The organism is Pseudomonas sp. LBUM920, assembly GCF_003852315.1.
Taxonomy (GTDB): domain Bacteria; phylum Pseudomonadota; class Gammaproteobacteria; order Pseudomonadales; family Pseudomonadaceae; genus Aquipseudomonas.
On the sequence record NZ_CP027762.1, the window covers coordinates 2,321,122 to 2,338,635 of the forward strand.

General features: G+C 61.9%; 17 protein-coding genes. 9 read left to right on the plus strand and 8 right to left on the minus strand.

Going from position 1 to position 17,514, the window contains the following annotated elements; translation table 11 throughout:
• Positions 1-127 precede the first annotated feature (127 nt).
• The gene (locus tag C4J83_RS10815; RefSeq protein WP_124416998.1) at positions 128-343 is read right to left on the minus strand and encodes a hypothetical protein; all 216 of its coding nucleotides are present in this window, start codon (positions 341-343) and stop codon (positions 128-130) included.
• A 103-nt stretch (positions 344-446) separates the two neighbouring features.
• Here C4J83_RS10815 and C4J83_RS10820 point away from each other — a divergent pair, with 103 nt between their 5' ends.
• From C4J83_RS10820 to C4J83_RS10835, 4 genes are all read left to right on the plus strand, one after another.
• Positions 447-1,163: an MgtC/SapB family protein gene (locus tag C4J83_RS10820; RefSeq protein ID WP_119735498.1), complete on the plus strand. Its 717-nt coding sequence runs from the start codon at positions 447-449 to the stop codon at positions 1,161-1,163.
• Positions 1,164-1,464: 301 nt separating this feature from the next.
• The gene (locus C4J83_RS10825; RefSeq protein WP_106579958.1) at positions 1,465-2,091 is read left to right on the plus strand and encodes a response regulator transcription factor; all 627 of its coding nucleotides are present in this window, start codon (positions 1,465-1,467) and stop codon (positions 2,089-2,091) included.
• A gap of 6 nt (positions 2,092-2,097) precedes the next feature.
• A complete protein-coding gene (locus C4J83_RS10830) occupies positions 2,098-5,727 on the plus strand; it encodes a transporter substrate-binding domain-containing protein (RefSeq protein ID WP_124416999.1) in 3,630 nt (1,209 codons plus the stop codon).
• A 124-nt stretch (positions 5,728-5,851) separates the two neighbouring features.
• Positions 5,852-6,274 carry an ANTAR domain-containing protein gene (locus tag C4J83_RS10835; protein WP_106579960.1) on the plus strand — a complete coding sequence of 141 codons (423 nt, stop codon included), beginning with the start codon at positions 5,852-5,854 and terminating at the stop codon, positions 6,272-6,274.
• Here C4J83_RS10835 and dkgB read toward each other — a convergent pair.
• A complete protein-coding gene (gene dkgB / locus C4J83_RS10840) occupies positions 6,271-7,089 on the minus strand; it encodes a 2,5-didehydrogluconate reductase DkgB (RefSeq protein ID WP_119735496.1) in 819 nt (272 codons plus the stop codon). The two genes, C4J83_RS10835 and dkgB, sit on opposite strands and share 4 nt — an antisense overlap.
• Before the next feature lie 193 nt (positions 7,090-7,282).
• On the opposite strand from dkgB, the gene C4J83_RS10845 reads away from it, so the two are divergent.
• On the plus strand, positions 7,283-7,678 hold the full coding sequence (locus tag C4J83_RS10845; protein ID WP_106579962.1) for a carboxymuconolactone decarboxylase family protein: 396 nt from the start codon (positions 7,283-7,285) through the stop codon (positions 7,676-7,678).
• Positions 7,679-7,684: 6 nt separating this feature from the next.
• Here the strand turns inward: C4J83_RS10845 and C4J83_RS10850 are convergent, their stop codons facing one another.
• From C4J83_RS10850 to C4J83_RS10865, 4 genes are read right to left on the minus strand one after another with little or no spacing between them, the layout of a single operon-like run.
• The gene (locus C4J83_RS10850; protein ID WP_106579963.1) at positions 7,685-8,500 is read right to left on the minus strand and encodes a PP2C family protein-serine/threonine phosphatase; all 816 of its coding nucleotides are present in this window, start codon (positions 8,498-8,500) and stop codon (positions 7,685-7,687) included.
• Positions 8,497-9,933, minus strand: coding sequence for a serine/threonine-protein kinase (locus C4J83_RS10855; protein WP_124417000.1), 1,437 nt, complete (start codon positions 9,931-9,933; stop codon positions 8,497-8,499). Before C4J83_RS10855 ends, C4J83_RS10850 begins: the two co-directional genes overlap by 4 nt.
• 10 nt (positions 9,934-9,943) lie before the next feature.
• Complete coding sequence (locus C4J83_RS10860; protein WP_124417001.1) at positions 9,944-10,822, minus strand: c-type heme family protein; 879 nt, start codon at positions 10,820-10,822, stop codon at positions 9,944-9,946.
• A gap of 30 nt (positions 10,823-10,852) precedes the next feature.
• Complete coding sequence (locus C4J83_RS10865; protein WP_124417002.1) at positions 10,853-11,701, minus strand: FecR family protein; 849 nt, start codon at positions 11,699-11,701, stop codon at positions 10,853-10,855.
• Positions 11,702-11,976: 275 nt separating this feature from the next.
• Between C4J83_RS10865 and C4J83_RS10870 the strand changes: the two genes are divergently transcribed.
• Together C4J83_RS10870 and C4J83_RS10875 are read left to right on the plus strand one after the other, a co-directional pair.
• Complete coding sequence (locus tag C4J83_RS10870; protein ID WP_119735493.1) at positions 11,977-12,675, plus strand: hypothetical protein; 699 nt, start codon at positions 11,977-11,979, stop codon at positions 12,673-12,675.
• 157 nt (positions 12,676-12,832) lie between these two features.
• Entirely contained in the window at positions 12,833-13,384 is a 552-nt protein-coding gene (locus C4J83_RS10875) for a DUF3455 domain-containing protein (RefSeq protein ID WP_119735492.1), read from the plus strand.
• 33 nt (positions 13,385-13,417) lie between these two features.
• Here the strand turns inward: C4J83_RS10875 and C4J83_RS10880 are convergent, their stop codons facing one another.
• The gene (locus C4J83_RS10880; protein ID WP_124417003.1) at positions 13,418-13,996 is read right to left on the minus strand and encodes a cupin domain-containing protein; all 579 of its coding nucleotides are present in this window, start codon (positions 13,994-13,996) and stop codon (positions 13,418-13,420) included.
• On the minus strand, positions 13,984-15,939 hold the full coding sequence (locus tag C4J83_RS10885; protein WP_124417004.1) for an oxidoreductase: 1,956 nt from the start codon (positions 15,937-15,939) through the stop codon (positions 13,984-13,986). The genes C4J83_RS10880 and C4J83_RS10885 overlap by 13 nt, the downstream gene beginning before the upstream one ends.
• Before the next feature lie 131 nt (positions 15,940-16,070).
• On the opposite strand from C4J83_RS10885, the gene C4J83_RS10890 reads away from it, so the two are divergent.
• On the plus strand, positions 16,071-16,829 hold the full coding sequence (locus tag C4J83_RS10890) for a class II aldolase/adducin family protein (protein WP_124417005.1): 759 nt from the start codon (positions 16,071-16,073) through the stop codon (positions 16,827-16,829).
• A gap of 41 nt (positions 16,830-16,870) precedes the next feature.
• The gene (locus C4J83_RS10895; RefSeq protein WP_106579972.1) at positions 16,871-17,509 is read left to right on the plus strand and encodes a TetR family transcriptional regulator C-terminal domain-containing protein; all 639 of its coding nucleotides are present in this window, start codon (positions 16,871-16,873) and stop codon (positions 17,507-17,509) included.
• Positions 17,510-17,514 lie beyond the last annotated feature (5 nt).

Genomic DNA, 17,514 nt, shown 5'->3' on the forward strand with positions numbered 1-17,514 from the left:
ACCTGAAAACATTCAGGCTGCTACGGACGCGCCTGCCTTTTACGGTGGGCGGGCCAAGCTGACTGTGCCGGTCAAACCGGCGCGGCGCAGACGGTCGTACCTGCACGAAGGTTTCCTCGCGCAGGAGTTACACCATGCATCTCATACGGCTCAGGGCGTTCTTCGCCGGCTTGCTGCGGACCGGGCCTGTCGCTCGTGCGAGGGTGTCAGCACCCGTAATGCCACTGCCTTGCGCGTGCAGTACGGTGTCAATGAGGTCGAGCACGAGCAGGCCGCTGGTGTGGCGAGTACCCGTGTGGCGCCCATTCAACCGGCTGCCGACCCGGACGCTGATCGTGCGCATGATCCGCACCTCGAACATCCCGTTTCTGCACAGTCGCTGACCCAGGCGGGGAAGGGTTTCTATATCTGTAAGTTTGGCTGGCAATAAACAGGGAGGATTTCCTATGCAAGCAATCAACAACATCAACCTCAATTCCTTGGTCGATACGGTCGTCAGCCTCAGCGCGGCGTTTATCCTCGGTGGCTTGATCGGCTTCGAGCGTCAGTACCGCCAACGCACGGCGGGTTTGCGCACCAATGTGCTGGTGGCCGTGGGCGCGGCGATTTTTGTCGACATGGCCAACCGGCTGGGCGGCGCGGAAGGCGCGGTTCGGGTGGTCGCGTATGTGGTCTCGGGCATCGGCTTTCTGGGCGCTGGCGTGATCATGCGCGAAGAAGGCAACGTGCGCGGTCTCAACACTGCCGCCACTCTCTGGGCCTCGGCAGCCGTGGGTGCTTGTGCGGGCGCCGACCTGATCCTCGAAGCGTTGCTGGGCACGCTGTTTGTGCTGGCGGCCAACACGCTGCTGCGCCCGATCGTCAACAACATCAACCGTCAGCCTCTGGACGTGGTGTCGGCAGAGGTGACCAACATCCTCTATGTCATCGCGCGGCGCAGCCAGCAACAGGCGGTCATGGTGTTGCTCGAAGCCGAGCTGGCGCGCTGCAACTACCCGGCGAGCGACGTTGACGTTCGGCCATTTGGCAGTGAGGAAGTGGAGATCGAGGCCACCCTGGTCGCCACCTCGGTAGACGGCGACGAACTGGATGCGCTGGTAGCGCGTATTTCCACATCGACCCTGGTGGTGCAGGCCTTCTGGAGCCCGAGTACCACTGATTGACCGGCGCGCCTCACGCATGACCAGGCGCTGGCTTGGTCATGTTTCGTGAGGAAAAGTCCTACATACGCTTGGGACTATCCCTTCCGATGAAACGTCATTTCGTTGCTAAGGTTGCGCGCTTGCAGCTAGCCGGCGGCATCGGTTTGGCTGTACGTGTTCGGCCGGTTTCAATCGAAGGGACCAGGAACAGCCTGGTTATTGTCCTGAGTAGGTGCAGCACCGCTGGTCGGCACTGTCATTTCTCACAGGTACCTGTGTCCCGTGTCATGTGTAAGGGTACTTATCCTCTCAGGGGAGTTTTATGACTAAAGCGCTAATAGTTGATGATCATCCGTTTATCCGTAAAACCGTCCGGCACCTGCTGACACTGGAAGGGTTCACCGAAATCGATGAAGCGGGCAACGGTGCGGACGCTGTGCAGAAGGCCAGAGAGGGGCGTCCGGCGTTGATCATTCTTGATTTGGCCATCCCGAAGCTGGGGGGGCTTGAGGTGATCAGCCGGGTCAAGGCGTTGGGGCTGCCGTGCAAGATTCTGGTACTGACTTCGTACCTTCCGGAGTTTTTTTCGGCGCGTTGCATGCGTGCCGGGGCCATGGGGTTCGTGGCCAAGACCGGTGAGCTCGATGAGCTGCAAAAGGCTATCAAAGCGGTGATGTCCAACTACAGTTGCTTCCCCAGCTTGCCGAGCAGTTCGGTGCGCCGTGACGATCTGCAGTCCACGGAACAGGAACTGGTGCAAGCCCTGTCAGATCGCGAGTTGGCGGTGTTGCAGATGCTGGCCCTGGGCTTGGGCAATAACGAAATTGCCAATCAGATGTTACTCAGCCACAAGACCATCAGCACCTATAAAACGCGACTCAAGGAGAAGCTGCGCATGTCGTCTGTGGTCCACATGGCCAAGTTTGCACAGCGTAATCATCTGATCTGATTCGACATGATCCTTGCGCCGATGCGACGGTTCATCATTGCGCTGTTGATGGGCGTGCTGCCGATGATGGCCAGTGCCCTTGATCAGCCGCAAAACCTGCGCCTGCTGGGGCACTCCAGCCTCAATGGCCACTCCGTAACGCTGGGCGAAGCCGACTGGCAGTGGTTGCGGGGGCGGCGTGTGTTGTTGATGGGCGTTTCCGCGCCCGACTACGGGCCCTTCGAACTGACCAACAACAACGACGAAATCGAAGGCATCACGGCGGACTATGCCGGGTTGCTCGCCCAGGCGCTGAATATCAGCATTGAAGTGCGGCGCTACGACACTCGCGATGAGGTGCTCGAAGCCCTTAAGCAAGGCGCCATTGACCTGCTTGGGACGTCCAATGGTTTTGAGGCGGGCGACCCGCAACTGGTGCTTTCGCGTTCTTACGCCAATGACCAGCCGGTGCTGGTTACCCGCACCGGCGACAGCCAATCCCTGAGTGTCGGCCTCGCAGGCAAGCGCATCGCCATGCTCTATCACTACATGCCGCCCGACGTGGTTGAGGCTTTTTACCCCAAGGCCCACGTGGAGCTGTTTCCGTCTATTTTCGAAGCCATTGGCGCCGTCGCGTTCGGTCGCGCCGATGTCTACCTGGGCGACGCCATCTCTGCCAATTACCAGATCAACCGCAACCACTTGAACAATGTGCAAATGGCGGATTTTTCCACGCTGGAATCCAACTCCTTCGCCTTTGCCGTGCTCCGGGACAACACGCGCTTGCTGCGCATCGTCAACACTGCGCTGAGGGCCATCCCGGCGAACGAACAGATGGAAATATTGCGTCGCTGGAACGGTGACAACCTGGGCCTGCTCGGTGCCGAGCGGTTGCACTTGAGCACCAGTGAGCAGCGTTGGCTGGAGAAACACCCGCGGGTCAGGGTAGTGGCGTCCGAGCAGATGCTGCCGTTGGCGTCCTTCACCGCACAAGGGCGACTGGAGGGGTTGAGTGCCGATGTACTGTCGCGGATCAGCCTGCGTACCGGCTTGAAGTTCGATGTCGTGTCCGGCGGCTCGATGCCTCAGCAGATTGACGCGGTCAGTACAGGCCGCGCCGACATGATGGCGGTGGTAACGCCCAGTATCGAAGGCTCTGATCAGGTGCGCTTTACCCGACCCTACCTGACCAACCCCGTGGTGCTGGTCACCCGCAATGACGACCCCGGCACGATGACTCTGGAGGACATGGTCGGCAAACGCCTCGCGATCAGCAGTGGCAATGCCGTGCGCGACGTCATCAACCGCGATTACCCGGGGATTAACTTTGTGACGGCGCGAAACCCCACCGAAGCCATGGCGCTGGTGGCCAGCGGCGCTGCCGAAGGGGCAGTCAACTCATTGATCAATGCGCGTTACCTGATCGCCCAGCAGTACCGCGACCGCTTGCGCGTGACCAGTACCGTCGGCGCCGAGCCGGCACGCATGACGTTCGGCGTCAATCGCGGCCAGCTGGAGCTGTACTCGATACTCGACAAAGCGTTGCTGAGTATCCCTCCGCAGGAGATGGATGAGCTGGTCAGCCAATGGCGCACGGATGTGATCATTGAAGACCATTGGTTGCGTCACCGCAGCGCGATCATTCAAGGCTTTGGCCTGGCGGCGTTGTTGCTGCTGATCACCTCCGGCTGGGCGATTTACCTGCGCAGCCTGATCCGCAAGCGCGCTCAGGCGGAACGGGCGTTGAGCGACCAGATGCGTTTTATGGGCGTATTGATCGACGGCACGCCCTATCCCATTTACGTGCGCGACCGCCAGGGCCGGCTGATGGCGTGCAACAGCGCTTACCTGGACGTGTTCGGCTTCAAGGCCGAGGCAGTGATCGGCAAGACCGTGATAGAAGCCGACAGCGGCAACCCTGCGCAGTCGCGGTCCTTCCATGAGGATTACCTGCGGTTGATGGCGCGCGGCGAGCCGCAGATCAATGACCGGCTACTCACGTTGCCGAGTGGCAAGGTGCTGACCATTTACCACTGGATGCTGCCGTACCGTGATGGGGACGAAAACGTGGTGGGCATGATTGCCGGCTGGGTGGATGTGAGCGAACGCCAACGGCTATTGGGCCAGTTGCAGGAGGCCAAGGAAGACGCCGATGCCGCCAACCGCGCCAAGACCACGTTTCTGGCAACCATGAGCCATGAGATTCGCACACCGATGAACGCGGTGATCGGCATGATTGAACTGGCGCTCGCCAACGCCGAACAGGGGCGCGTCGACCGCGATGCCCTGGAGGTCGCCTCGGTTGCGTCGCGTGGCATGCTGGAGTTGATTGGCGATATTCTGGACATTTCCCGGATCGAATCCGGTCACTTGTCCCTGACCCTGGCGCCGGCCAATCTGCATGAATTGCTCACCTCGGTGGCGCGGGTGTTCGAGGGGCTGGCGCGAACCAAAGGCCTGGCGTTGCAGGTGGAACTCGACCCGCTGATTGATTATCCGGTGTTGATCGACTCCTTGCGGTTCAAGCAGGTGGTGTCCAACCTGCTGAGCAATGCGATCAAGTTCACGGCCCAGGGCCAGGTACGTCTGGGCGGGCGCAGCGCATCGGGGTCTGACACTGGCCATCTGGACCTCGTGTTATGGGTGGAAGACACCGGCATTGGCATCAGCAGTGAAGACCAGCAGCGTCTGTTCAACCCGTTTTTCCAGGGCAGCAACACCGAACAATCAGCGCGCAGCGGCTCGGGGCTTGGGCTGGTGATCAGCCGCAGCCTGTGTGAAATGCTGGGCGGCACGCTGCAGTTGAGCAGTGTGCCCGGGCAGGGCACGCGCGTGGACATGACGTTGACGTTGGCCAGGGCCACCGCAGCGCCAGTCGAGCGTGCCGGGCCGGCGCCAGTGGCCCGACCGGGCCGCGTACTGAGCATTTTGGTGGTCGACGACTACCCGGCCAATCGCTTGCTGCTGGCGCGCCAATTGCGCTTTCTGGGGCATCGCATCACCCTGGCCGAAGACGGTGTGCAAGGGCTTGAATGCTGGCAAGCCGAGCACCCGGATGTAGTGATCACCGATTGCAACATGCCCCTCAAGAATGGCTACACCTTGGCGCGTGATATCCGCGCGCAGGAGCGTGCGCAAGGTTTGGTGCCTTGCTTGCTGCTGGGCTTTACCGCTAACGCGCAACCGGAGGAAACCGAGCGCTGCCGACAGGCAGGCATGGATACGTGTTTGTTCAAACCCGCAGGTCTTGAGGACTTGCGCTCGGCACTGGCTGCGCTTGCGACCAGCCCAGGGGTATCAGACGTTGAGCAGGCATTTGATTTGAGCGCCCTGATCACGCTGACGGGGGACGATGACGCGGCGCTCCATGAACTGTTGATACCCTTGCTCGAAAGCCTTGAGGCAGACCGCGTACTGCTGCCGGTGCTGCACCGCCAATTGAATTTTCACGAACTGCATGACCTCGCCCACCGCGCCAAGGGCGGCGCACGGCTGGTCAAGGCGCAGACGCTGATAACCCGTTGCGAAACGCTCGAGGAGGTGTGTCAACGCCAGGAGGGCGACGCACTGGGCATGGCGGTTGAAGCGGTAGGCGAAGCCCTCGACGATCTGCATCGGCGGCTGAGCAGTTTTACGCTCGGCGCTGAGCGCGGTTGATGGCCGTTCAGTGGATTTGGGAGAACTCCTACATCAAGGGGGAACATACCTGATTTTGTCTTCGGGATATGTCTGGAAAATGGGCCACGCTCACTGACGAGCACAGCCTGCCCAGGGGTTTGCCATGCCGAACAAAGCACTGACCATCCTGATTGCCGATGAACAGCACCTGCAACGGCTGTACATCGAAAAAATGCTCAACCAACTGGGGTACCACCGGATTGTTCCGGTGCAAACCCTTGAAGAAGTGGAGGTTCTTACCGCCATCCCGGCCGAGCCATTCGACGTACTGATCATTAATGCGGGGTTGGCGGCCCAGGCCGGCGAGCCGCAGCCCCAGGTGCGCCATGTACTGGTTTATGACCATCAGGACCTGGATATTCCAGGCGGCGTACCGCCGACGCTGCTGGTCCGGCTGCCCGGCATGCCGGACACCGTCAACCTTGAGCACTTCATGGACATCATCGACCCGCCCGAGGCCCACCGGGGCCTGCGGGTATTGCCGTGGCTGCGGGAGCTATCCCGCACGCCGGCGGCCGGGGTTTAGTCCCATTTCGGGGCGATGCCTTTAGGGCTGGTCAGGCGATGGCCGCGCTCCAGACCGGCGATCTGCGCCATGTCGGCGGCGCTCAGGGTCAATTGCAGGGCCTTGAGGTTGCTGTCCAGATTGGCGCGCTTGGTTGACGACGGAATCACCGCATAGCCCAATTGCATGGCCCACGCGAGGGTCACTTGCGCCGCAGTGGCTTGGTGGCGTTCGGCGATCTGCTGGATTACCGGGTCTTTGAGCACTTCGCCGTAGGCCAGGGTCATGTACGACGTAATCTGGATACCGTGGGCGGTGGCGAAATCCACCACCTTCTGGTTTTGCAGGTAGGGGTGCAGTTCGACCTGGTTGGTGGCGATGTTTTCGGCGCCCACCGCAGCAATCGCCTGCTTCATCAGGTCGATGGTGAAGTTGGAAATCCCGATCTGGCGCGTCAGGCCCAGGCGCTTGGCTTCCAGCAACTGGCCCATGAATTGGGCGACAGGCACCTGGTCTTCCGGCGACGGCCAGTGGATCAGGGTCAGGTCCAGGTAGTCGGTCTTCAGTTTGCGCAGGCTTTCACGCAGGCTGGGAATCAACTGGCCCTCGGCGAAATTGGCGATCCAGATCTTGCTGGTGATGAACAGTTCATCACGTGGCACGCCGCTGGCGGCAATGGCTTGGCCGACATCCGCTTCATTCTCGTAGATCTGCGCGGTATCGATGACCCGGTAGCCCAGTTCCAGGCCCGTGCTCACAGAGTCGATTACCACTTGGCCTTGCAGGCGGAAGGTGCCAAGGCCGAAGGCGGGAACGTTTTGCGTAGGGATAGACATCTGTAACTCCTGAAGGGGGGTGAACAATGGAGTCGAGTATCCACCCGACGTTCCTTTGGAAAAACCGCCGATCCCGAAAAGGACTCTTTACCAGAAGTCACGAGTCTCGCCGCGATAAAAAATGCGGCTTCACTTGCCACAGGTGGGCGCCGCACGGTATTCCAGAACACCCATTGTCAGCCCGGAACATGCCATGACCCAACACTTGACCGAATACGCCGACGCCAGCCCCGAGGTGCGCGCGGTGTATGACGACATCATGCAGACGCGCAAGGTTGACCAGGTGAATAACTTCTGGAAATGCCTGGCCGCCCACCCGCCGACCCTGCGCCGCACCTGGGAAAGCCTCAAGGAAATCATGGCCCCCGGCGCACTGGACCCGCTGACCAAGGAGTTGCTCTACGTGGCCGTCAGCGTGACCAACAATTGCCCCTATTGCATCGCCTCCCACACGGCCGCCGCGCGCAAGGCCGGTATGACGGACGCGATGTTCGGCGAGTTGCAGGCGGTGGTTGGCATGGCCAATCAAACCAACCGCCTGGCCACCGGTTATCGCGTGCCGGTCGATGAGGTATTCAAGTGGCCGTGACATTGCTCAGCGGTCGAACCACGCCAGCAATACCGTCACGTTATCCCGCCCGGCGTATTCGCGGGTGAGGTCGATCAGGCGTTGGCACGCGGTTTCCAGCGTGTCGCGACGGGCCATGGCGAGGACCTGAAGCATTTCCTGGTGGGGCACGCAGCCGTGCAAGCCGTCGCTGCACAGCATCATCAGATCACCCGGTTGCACGGGTTGCACACGCACTTGCGGCTCCACCCGTGGTGCGGGGCCAACGGCTTGCAGCAACAGATTACGCGCGGGCAGCCGGTCGACCTTGCCGGCTTCGAGGGCTTGCTGGTACCAGGTCTGATCGCGGGTCAGCAGGCTCAACTCGCCGTCGCGGTAGCGGTACAGGCGGCTGTCGCCCACGTGAAATATCAGCAGCGGCCCTTCACCCTGTGGGCGCCACACGCCGGTGAGGGTGGTGCCCATGCCGCTGCCTTCGCTCATGTGACGGGCCACGTTTTGCTGGTAGACGCAGTGGTTCACCTGATCAATGGCGTTGTGCAGCAGGCTGGCGGCTTGCATGTCCGGGTCCGACCAGGTGGCGTCCGGGTCGGCGCCGTCATTGACCACCTCGACACTGTGAGCCTTGAGCGCCTGGCGCAAACGGGTGAGTGCCTCGGCGCTGGCCAACGCACCCGCTTCGTGACCGCCCATGCCGTCAGCCACGGCCAGCAGCCCCATGGCCGGCTCAATCAGGAAGTTGTCTTCATTGCGCTGGCGCACCGAACCGACATCACTGACCCCATAAGCAACCGCAGAGGCCAGACAATGAGGCCCGCAGGCGCTGAGTGGAGAATCGGTCATGGAAGGGGCTCGAAGCTGTTGAGGAACGCCAGGCGCTGGGCCTCGCTCTCGATGTGCTCGGCCAGCTGTTGCAGGAACGGCTGGCGCAGTGAGGTGGCGCGCAGGGCGCGGCTGACCACGATGCGAGCAATGGGGCCGATCAGCACGGCCAGGCGTTTCTCCGCCATGTGTGAGAGGGCCGGGTCAATAGGCTCCGGCATTGCTTCGGTGACGCTGGTGACGGTTGCGGGCAACTCGACAGCGGTGGGTTCGCTGACGGGCTCGACGGCTGTCGGTGGGTTGAGCCGCAAGAACAATGACTGGCTGGCGCGGGTGAATTGCTCGCGGCCGCGCTCGGACGGAATGTGCGGCAGCAGCGCCGCGCAAATCGCGTCGAAATCGTCCGCGCCATTCAGGCTTTTACGCACCAGAAAGCGCGCCAGTGGCCCGATCTGATGGGACAGCAGCGACTCCAGCTCAGGCATCACCGCGAGCTTCCACGGGGTGAGCGTCTCCACGGCTTGCGTCATGGCGACCGTGGCGCTGGGCAGGTGGTTGACGCCACTGCTCAGCGGCGGGTTCGGCCGCATCAGCACGGTGCGATCGTCGTCGATCTTGGCGTTGATCCAGGTGCCCGTGGTGGTGCCCGGCAAGGCTTCCAGGTCGTCAAGAAATGCCTGTGCCGAGGGGTAGCGTTCGGCGGGGCGTTTGGCCAGCGCGCGCACGATCACGCTGTCCAGCGCCGGGTCCAGCGCCAGGTTCAGGCTCGATGGCGCCACCGGGGTCTGGTTGAGAATTTGCTGCATGACCATGGTCGCCGAGCCCGAGAACGGGCGCTCGCCGGTGAGCAATTGGTACAGCACAATGCCGGCGGAAAACACATCGGAACGCCCGTCAATCACGTCGCCGCAGAACTGCTCAGGTGACATGTAGCTGGGCGTGCCGATCATCGAGCCGGTCTGGGTCAGCGTGGAGGAATCCAGACGAGCCACGCCGAAGTCGGTGACCTTGACCTTGCCTTCGGCCGTGATCAGCAGGTTGGCGGGCTTGATGTCGCGGTGCACCACGCCTTTGGAGTGGGCGTATTCCAATGCCGACAGCAACTGGCGCATCCAGCCGAGGCTGTGGCTCAGGTCGCGCGGCGTTGGCGCCGCCAGCAACGTATTGAGGGGTGTGCCTTCAACGAACTCCATGGCGATGTACGCCGAGCCTTCGTCCTCGCCGTAGTCGTACACGCCGACGATGTTGGGGTGCATCAGCCGGCCGGCCGCCTGGGCTTCGTTCTTGAAGCGGCTGACCAACTCGGCGTGCTGGCTGTCACCGAACAGTTCCTTGCGGATCGTCTTGAGTGCCACGGTGCGGGCGATGTTCGGATCGTACGCCTTGTATACCGTGCCCATCGCGCCTTTGCCGAGCACGCTGTCGATGCGGTATTTGCCCAGTTGTTCAAGCATGATCGCGGACCTATTCCTCTAGCATCTTCATGGCGCTGACAAGGCTTGTGCGCATACGGCCGAACGACTGGCCCAGGCGCGCCAGTTCGTCGTTGCCGCTGACGTCCATCTGCGGCACATCGGTGTCGCCCAGGCTGACCCGGTCGGCCAGCGCCGACATCTGCCGCAGGCGCCGGGTGACAAACAGGTGCACCGCCACGTTCAACGCCACAAACAACACCGCAAAAATCCCCAGCATCGACACCATGTAGCTGTGCAGCAGGCTCCTGGCGCGTTGCAGCGGCAAGTCGAGTGGCACCGTGACCAATTGCGCACCAATGGTGTCGTTGAGCTTCCAGCCAAAACCGTTAACCGCGCCGTAGATATCGACCATGGTTTTCGGCGCGGCGTCCGGGGTGCTGTGACATGCCAGGCAGGCACCGTCCTTGATCTGAATCGGCCGCGCGATGTACAGCGAGGCGCCTTTGCCGTCGTTGCGTTCACCGACCATTTCGGCAGTTTGCGGCTGACCGCGCAGCGAGTTGATCAGGGTTTTTTCCCAGTCATTTGCCAGGTCGCGAGGGTTGGTCGGGTTGAGGGTGGCTTCCTTGTAGGCGTAGTCCGGGTAGGACTTGAGCAGCTCCTGCAAGTGCGAAATGGCCGCGAAATCCGGCACCGATTGCGCCACGAACTGAAATTTCAGGCGGTTCTCCAACAGCGGCACTATCTGCTCGGCGGTGTAGGTGCTGGCCGCAGAAGCCGAGCGCATCAGCATGCGCGCGGTTTCCAGGGTTTCGCGGCGTGCGCTTTGCTGGAGCATGTAGTGAGTGGAGAGGCTGGTGGCGATAAAACCTAAGATAAACACCGCCAGGAACACCACGTTGAATTTAACCGCGAGCGACAATTTCATAAGGACCTTCGGGTAACGGCGTGGTGAGGATCAGTGCGCATTCCTGCGGCGTTCCAGGCGCAACAGTTCCAGCTCCCACGCCAGTACGCCGCCTCGGTTGGTTTTCACCGCCTGCAAAAATGCCGGGTCGTTGAGGCGCGGGGCAAAGCGGCTGGCGAGCATCTGCTGGCTAAGGTTCAGCGGGCTGACCACCCAGGGGGCGATGTCTTCGTAGGTCACCTCACGCTGTTTTTTCAGCTCGGGCGCCTTGGGTGTTTTCTTGCCCAGGGGCACCAGCGGGTCGAGGAACTGCGGGGGCAGGGCGTCGATAAAAGCTTGCTCGGGGCGTGGCACGATCCTGAGCGGTGCGTCACCGACCCTTTGGGCGAAATCTTCGTGGCCGAGGGTGACATCGCGATCGGCCTTGCTGTGGCTATCGAGTTCGCTGACCACTTGGCTGCCGTCTTCGACAAAGATCTCGGTCTGGCGCTTACCGACATGAATCACGCTGGCGCTGTGGGTCAGGGTGAACGCCAATCCGCCGGTGGTCACCGCCAGGTTCGCGTGATTGTTACCCGCGACCGGTTGCAGTTTCAGCCAGCCATCGAGCACGTTGATTTGCGCCGCTTTGCTGTTGGTGGCGATGAGAATGCGCGTGTTTGGCCCCAATGCCAGGTCAGCCGCCGCGAGACCTTCGATCTGTATGCCGGCGGCGCCGGTTTGCACAATATCGCCACCTTGCAGGCGCGTACCGGGGCCCACGGTGTAGAGGCTGGTGGCGCGAATCAGCGTCAGCGGTTTTTCCGCGTAGGCGATCACGCCGATGTTGGCTGGCGCGGCCTGCACCAGCGGTAGCTGGGCCAGGCTGGCGAGCAAAAGGGCTATCGAAAGTTTTTTCACGTGGGCGCCATCTGTCGAGCTGCTGGGGGCTGGCACCGATGCTGTTGTGTGCAGCCGGTGTTCGTGCGTGCGCAAGGCGTCGCAGGGCCGAAGGCTACCGGCTGAAGAGGCGTATGAAGAAGACAATTATCTGCATGGAAAAGGCTGATTTCGATTAAGCGAAATCATGGAATAAAGCCTGCGAGGCGGGTGTTCTTCTCATGGTTTCCCGTGATTCGAACGGCGTTTGCGCTGGACCGGCAACACGCCCGCAACTTCCTCTGCCCGGAGCCCCTATGACTACCCAATGCATGAACGCGTTTTCGTCCACCAAGACTTTCCTGCAACAGAACTTCATGACGGCCAAGCGCATTCCCTCGGGGATAGTGGCCGGCCTCACGGTATTTGACGTCAACGACCACAAGGCCGGCGGTTATCGGCTGGCGACCCTGGATAAGCCGGGCGAGTACGGCAAGGTCGAGCGTCCGCTGATGGCGCATTGGGTGCCCCAGGGCAGTTTTTGCGACATCCCCGCCAACCCCGGTGCGACCGGGTATGTGTTCACGCCGGACTTCAGCGGGTGCTCGATCCTGATCGATCATATCGATGACACCACCTACCGCGTGTTCCACGTGCAGGGCGGCAGCGATTACCTGAACAAGGAATACCTGAACCGTTTTGACGGGCACGGGCTGGGCTTCGCGACGGCCATGACGTTTGACGATTATGGCGAGGATGCTTATCCGCGCGGGTTCGCTTTCATGAAGTTCGAAGAAGGGCGCTGGTGGATTTACTTCCAGCGTCAAAACGGTGTGGGGCTCAATTTCGCCTACGGCAAGTTCCAGATGAATGGCGCGCAGACCGTGCGTGGCGGCGGGCGGATACCGGTGCCCAACCTCAAGCGCGAGTCACCGCGCCATGGCGTGGTGCACAGCGGTAAGGCGCTTGCCATGCCCACCAGCCAGCGCGCGGAGTTGAAGGTCGAGGTCTGGTAGGCGAGGCGTTTTTACCCGGTTTGAAAAATAGTCGGGAATAAACACTTGGGGTCGGATGTTCATCCTGCAGAGGCTGATAACCAGCCACGTTCGGCCACTGACGGATTTTTTGATGACGAACCCGACCCTTTTCGACTCCTCTCTCGGCAGGCGCAAAATGAGCAGCACCGACTCCGCTATCGCGGCGCGCCGCAATCGCCTGTTACTGATGGTGCTGCAGGTCATCGGCCTGATTGTGCTGGTGATTTGCGCGATCGATGCCCAACGGGCCCAGGCCCAGGACTTGCCGGAGCCAGCGGCTGGCACGGCGAAAAACGTGCTGATGACCGTGCAGGCCAGCGGCGTGCAGATCTACACCTGCACCAAGGACAGCAGCGGCCAATTGACCTGGCAGTTCCGCGAGCCGCTGGCCACGCTGATGATCAACGGCAAGACCGTTGGCCGACACTTCGTGGGGCCAACGTGGCAACTGGATGATCGCAGTGCGGTGGTCGGCAAAGTCATCGCTCAGGCGCCTGGCGCTCGTGCAACCGATATCCCCTTGTTGCGTCTTGATGTGGTGACGCACCTGGGCGAGGGCGGACTCGCGCACGTGGTGGCGGTGGAGCGCTTGCACACCTTGGGCGGTGTGTTCAGCGGCAGCTGCGCGCAGGCCGGCCAATTGCACGTCGAGCCCTACAGCGCCGATTACCGCTTTCTGGGCCAGTAGCTTCATACCGCACCGTTTATCAGCGCAAGCGGCTCAAAACGTTGGCGGCGTAATCACCCAGATGACTCGCGTCTCGACCTTGCCCGGGTTGCCATAGCGATGCGGTTCGCTGCTGGCAAAGCTGAAGCTGTCACCGGCATCCAGCACAAAATGCCGATCGCCCACCCATAGCTCAAACTGCCCGCTCAACACATAGCCCGCTTCCTCGCCTTCATGGCTGTAGCTCTGCTGGCTGTAGGCGCCGGGCGGAAAGCTCGATTGCAGCATTTCCAGTTGATGGTTGGGCAACGGTGTCAGCAATTGGTCGACGATGCCATCTTCATAGCGAATGCTCTGGCGATTGTCCTGGCGCACCACATAGCCTTCATCCGCCTCGGCGGGCATGCTCTGACTGGCGAAAAACCATTGGATCGTTACCCCGAGGCTGCGGGCGATGTTGAACAGCGCCGGGATCGACGGATACGCAAGATTTCGCTCCAACTGGCTGAGGTAGCCGGCGGTCAACGCGCTGCTGCGAGCCAGTTCGGTCAGTGTCATGCCACGCGCCTTGCGCAAACCACGGATGCGCGTGCCGAGAAACAGTTGCTGCGGTTCGTCGTTCAAAGGTTCCATGCGACCTTGAGTCCTTCGTAAATCGCCTCTTCGGCGGTGCGCGGTGCGAGGCAGTCGCCGATGCGCTCAAAGGGCACTCGCCCCGCCAGTTCTGCGCCCAGAGTGTCCACTGGCTGATGCCCCTGGCACAACACCAGGCTGTCGATATTTTCCAGCAGCATCGGCTCGCCACTGGCGGTGTGTTGCAGGTAGACGGTGTTGTCGTCGCAGCCGTACAGACGCGCATAGGGGATGATCGGGATGCCCAGTCGATGCAGCTCTCCCGCGAGTTGATCGCGGACGTACAGCGGCAGGTTTTCCCCGCAGTGGGTGCCGTTCACCGCCAATTGCACGTGATGGCCGGCGCGTACCAGGCGTTCGGCAATACCGGGCCCGATCCAGTCGCAACGCCAGTCGACTACCACCACCGAACGCCCCAGCGTGACCTGATCGCGCAACACCTGCCAGGCGTCCACCACCTGCAACGCTCCACCTTGCTCGAAGGCCGGCCAATAGGGCTCGGCGCCGGTGGCGATGATGACGTGATCGGGTTGCGTTTGTTCCACCAGCGCACGGTCGACGCGGGTATTGCGCACCACGCGAACACCCGCCAGCGCCATCTCGCGTTGCAGGTTGGTGCTGGCGCCACCGAATTCACTGCGCCGAGGCAGCAACTGCGCCAACAGCACCTGCCCGCCCAATTGCGCACTGGCCTCATACAACGTTACGTCATGGCCGCGTTGCGCGGCCACGGCCGCCGCTTTCATGCCGGCCGGGCCACCGCCGACCACCATGATGCGTTTGCGCGTCAACGCCGGCTGCAGGCGACTGAAGCTCAGTTCGCGCCCGGTTTCAGGATGCTGGATACAGGAAATCGGCAAACCCTTGTGAAAGTGCCCGATGCACGCCTGGTTGCAGGCGATGCATGCGCGCACATCTTCGACGCGGCCTTCGAGGGTTTTGGCGGGCATCAGCGGGTCGCAAATCAAGGCGCGGGTCATGCCGCACACATCGGCCTGGCCGCGCGCCAGGATCAACTCGGCCTCCTGAGGCTGATTGATCCGCCCGGTGACAAACAACGCAATCGACAGGCTGGCCTTGAACCTGGCGGCTTCGTCCGCGAGGTACGCGGCAGCAATGGCCATGGGCGGCACGATATGGATCGCACCGCCCGTTGACGCCGACGTGCCGGCGACGATGTGCACATAGTCCAGTTGAGTTTGCAGGCATAGCACGGCTTCCAGGGATTCGCTTTCGGTGAGCCCTTCGGCATCGCGCTCGTCAGCGCAAATACGCAGGCCGATGATGAAATGCTCATCGGTCGCTGCTCGTACCGCCGCAAGCACTTCCCTCAAAAACCTCAGACGTTGCTCAAGCGCGCCGTTGTATTGATCGGTACGCCGGTTAACCCGTGGGTTGAGAAACTGCGCCGGCAGGTAGCCATGGCTGGCAACCACTTCCACCCCGTCAATCCCCGCCTGATGCAAGCGCCTGGCCGCTGCTGCGTAGCCGGTGACGATCTCCTCGATCATCGCGTGATCCAGCGCCCGAGGCATCACCCGAAACCGCTCGTTGGGCACCCCCGACGCGGAGTACGCCACTGCCAGCAAACCGTCTGCCGACTCCATGATTTCGCGGCCCGGATGAAAGATCTGCGACAGCACCACAGTGCCGTGGGCATGGCAGGTCTGGGCCAATTCGCGGTAGCCCTCGATGCAGGCGTCGTCGGTGGCCATCAGCACATGCGAGGTGTACCGCGCGCTGTCATGCACCCCGGCCACCTGCAGCACAATCAGCCCCACGCCGCCTTCGGCTCGCGCACGGTGATAGGCGATCAACTGCGCGTTGACTCGGTTGTCGGTGGGCATCGAGGTGTCATGCCCGCTGGACATGATGCGGTTTTTCAGGCGTTTTCCGCGCAGCTGCAACGGCGCGAACAGGTGAGCAAAGGCGGGGTGCGACATGGTGCGGATACTCCAGGCGCTGTTATTGTTATTTTTCTATAGGAGGCGAGCGCCAGTAAAAAATCAACTTGTTTTTTTACTGGCGCCTGGCTTAGCGTCGCCTTCACCAACCGCGTGCCTGGAGAATAAAAATGACTGACTCCGCCGAGAAGCAACTGCGCGAAGAACTCGCCGCCTGCTATCGCCTGATCGCGCACTACCGCATGAGCGACTTGATCTTCACCCACATCTCGGTGCGCATTCCCGGGCCTGAGCATCACTTCCTGATCAACCCTTACGGGCTGATGTTCGATGAAATCACTGCCTCCAGTCTGGTCAAGATCGGCCTGGATGGCCGCGCGGTGGAGCCGTCGGCCTATGCGGTGAACCCGGCTGGTTTTGTCATCCACAGCGCCATCCACGGTGCGCGCGAAGACGCCCAGTGCGTGCTGCACACCCACACCCGTGCGGGCTGCGCCGTGGCGGCGCTGGCGTGCGGGTTATTGCCGGTCAACCAGATCTCGATGGAGTTCTACGGCAAGGTCGCCTACCACGATTATGAAGGCGTTGCCCTGGACATGGCCGAGCAGCGCCGGCTGGTGCACGACCTGGGCGACAAGCCGGTGCTGATGCTGCGCAACCATGGTTTGCTGACGGTGGGCGAGACGGTCAGCCAGGCGTTCCTGCGCATGTACTACCTGGAAAAGGCCTGCGATATCCAGATTGCCGCCCAGGCTTGCGGCGCATTGATCCTGCCGCCCGCCGAGGTCTGCGCCCACACCGAGCAGCAATTCAACAACCCCGGTCGCGCGCTGCAGGAAGGCGAATTGACCGATCCGGACGCCACGCAGTTGGCATGGGCGGCGTTGCTGCGGAGGCTCGATCGCGTGTCGCCCGGTTACAGGGACTGATGTAGAGTCGTGCAGCCGACTCAACCGAAGGACATCGCCCCATGACCCAGGAATCCCGTTTTTCCAGGATGGAACCGCAATTGCGCAAGGCCAATCTGGTCCAGGCAACGCTGACGTGCCTCAAGCGCGACGGTTTCCAGGGGGCATCGATCCGTAAGATCAGCGCCGAGGCCGGGGTGTCGGTCGGGCTGATCAGCCACCACTATTCGGGCAAGGATGAGCTGGTGGCCGAGGCTTACCGCACGATCACCGGCCAAGTCATGAGCCTGCTGCGCGAGACCATGGCCAAGGCGCCGCCCGAGCCTCGCGAGCGCCTGTCGGCGTTGTTCCGGGGGTCGTTTTCGCCTGAATTGCTCGACCCGCAACTGCTCGATGCGTGGCTGGTGTTCTGGGGCGCGGTGAAAACGGCGCCCGCGATCAACCAGGCCCACGAACACTCCTACGGCGAGTACCGCACCATCATGCGCTGCGCCCTGACCGACATGGCCAGGGAAGAGGGCTGGCAGCAGTTCGACGCCGACCTTGCCGCCATCGCCCTCAGCGCCTTGCTCGACGGTTTGTGGCTGGAGTCGGGGCTCAACCCCGGCACCTTCACACCGGAGCAGGGCATCCAGATTTGCGAGGCGTGGGTCGATGGCCTGCAAAGCGGCGGTCGCCAGCGTTACCTGCTCAAACCCTGAGCCAC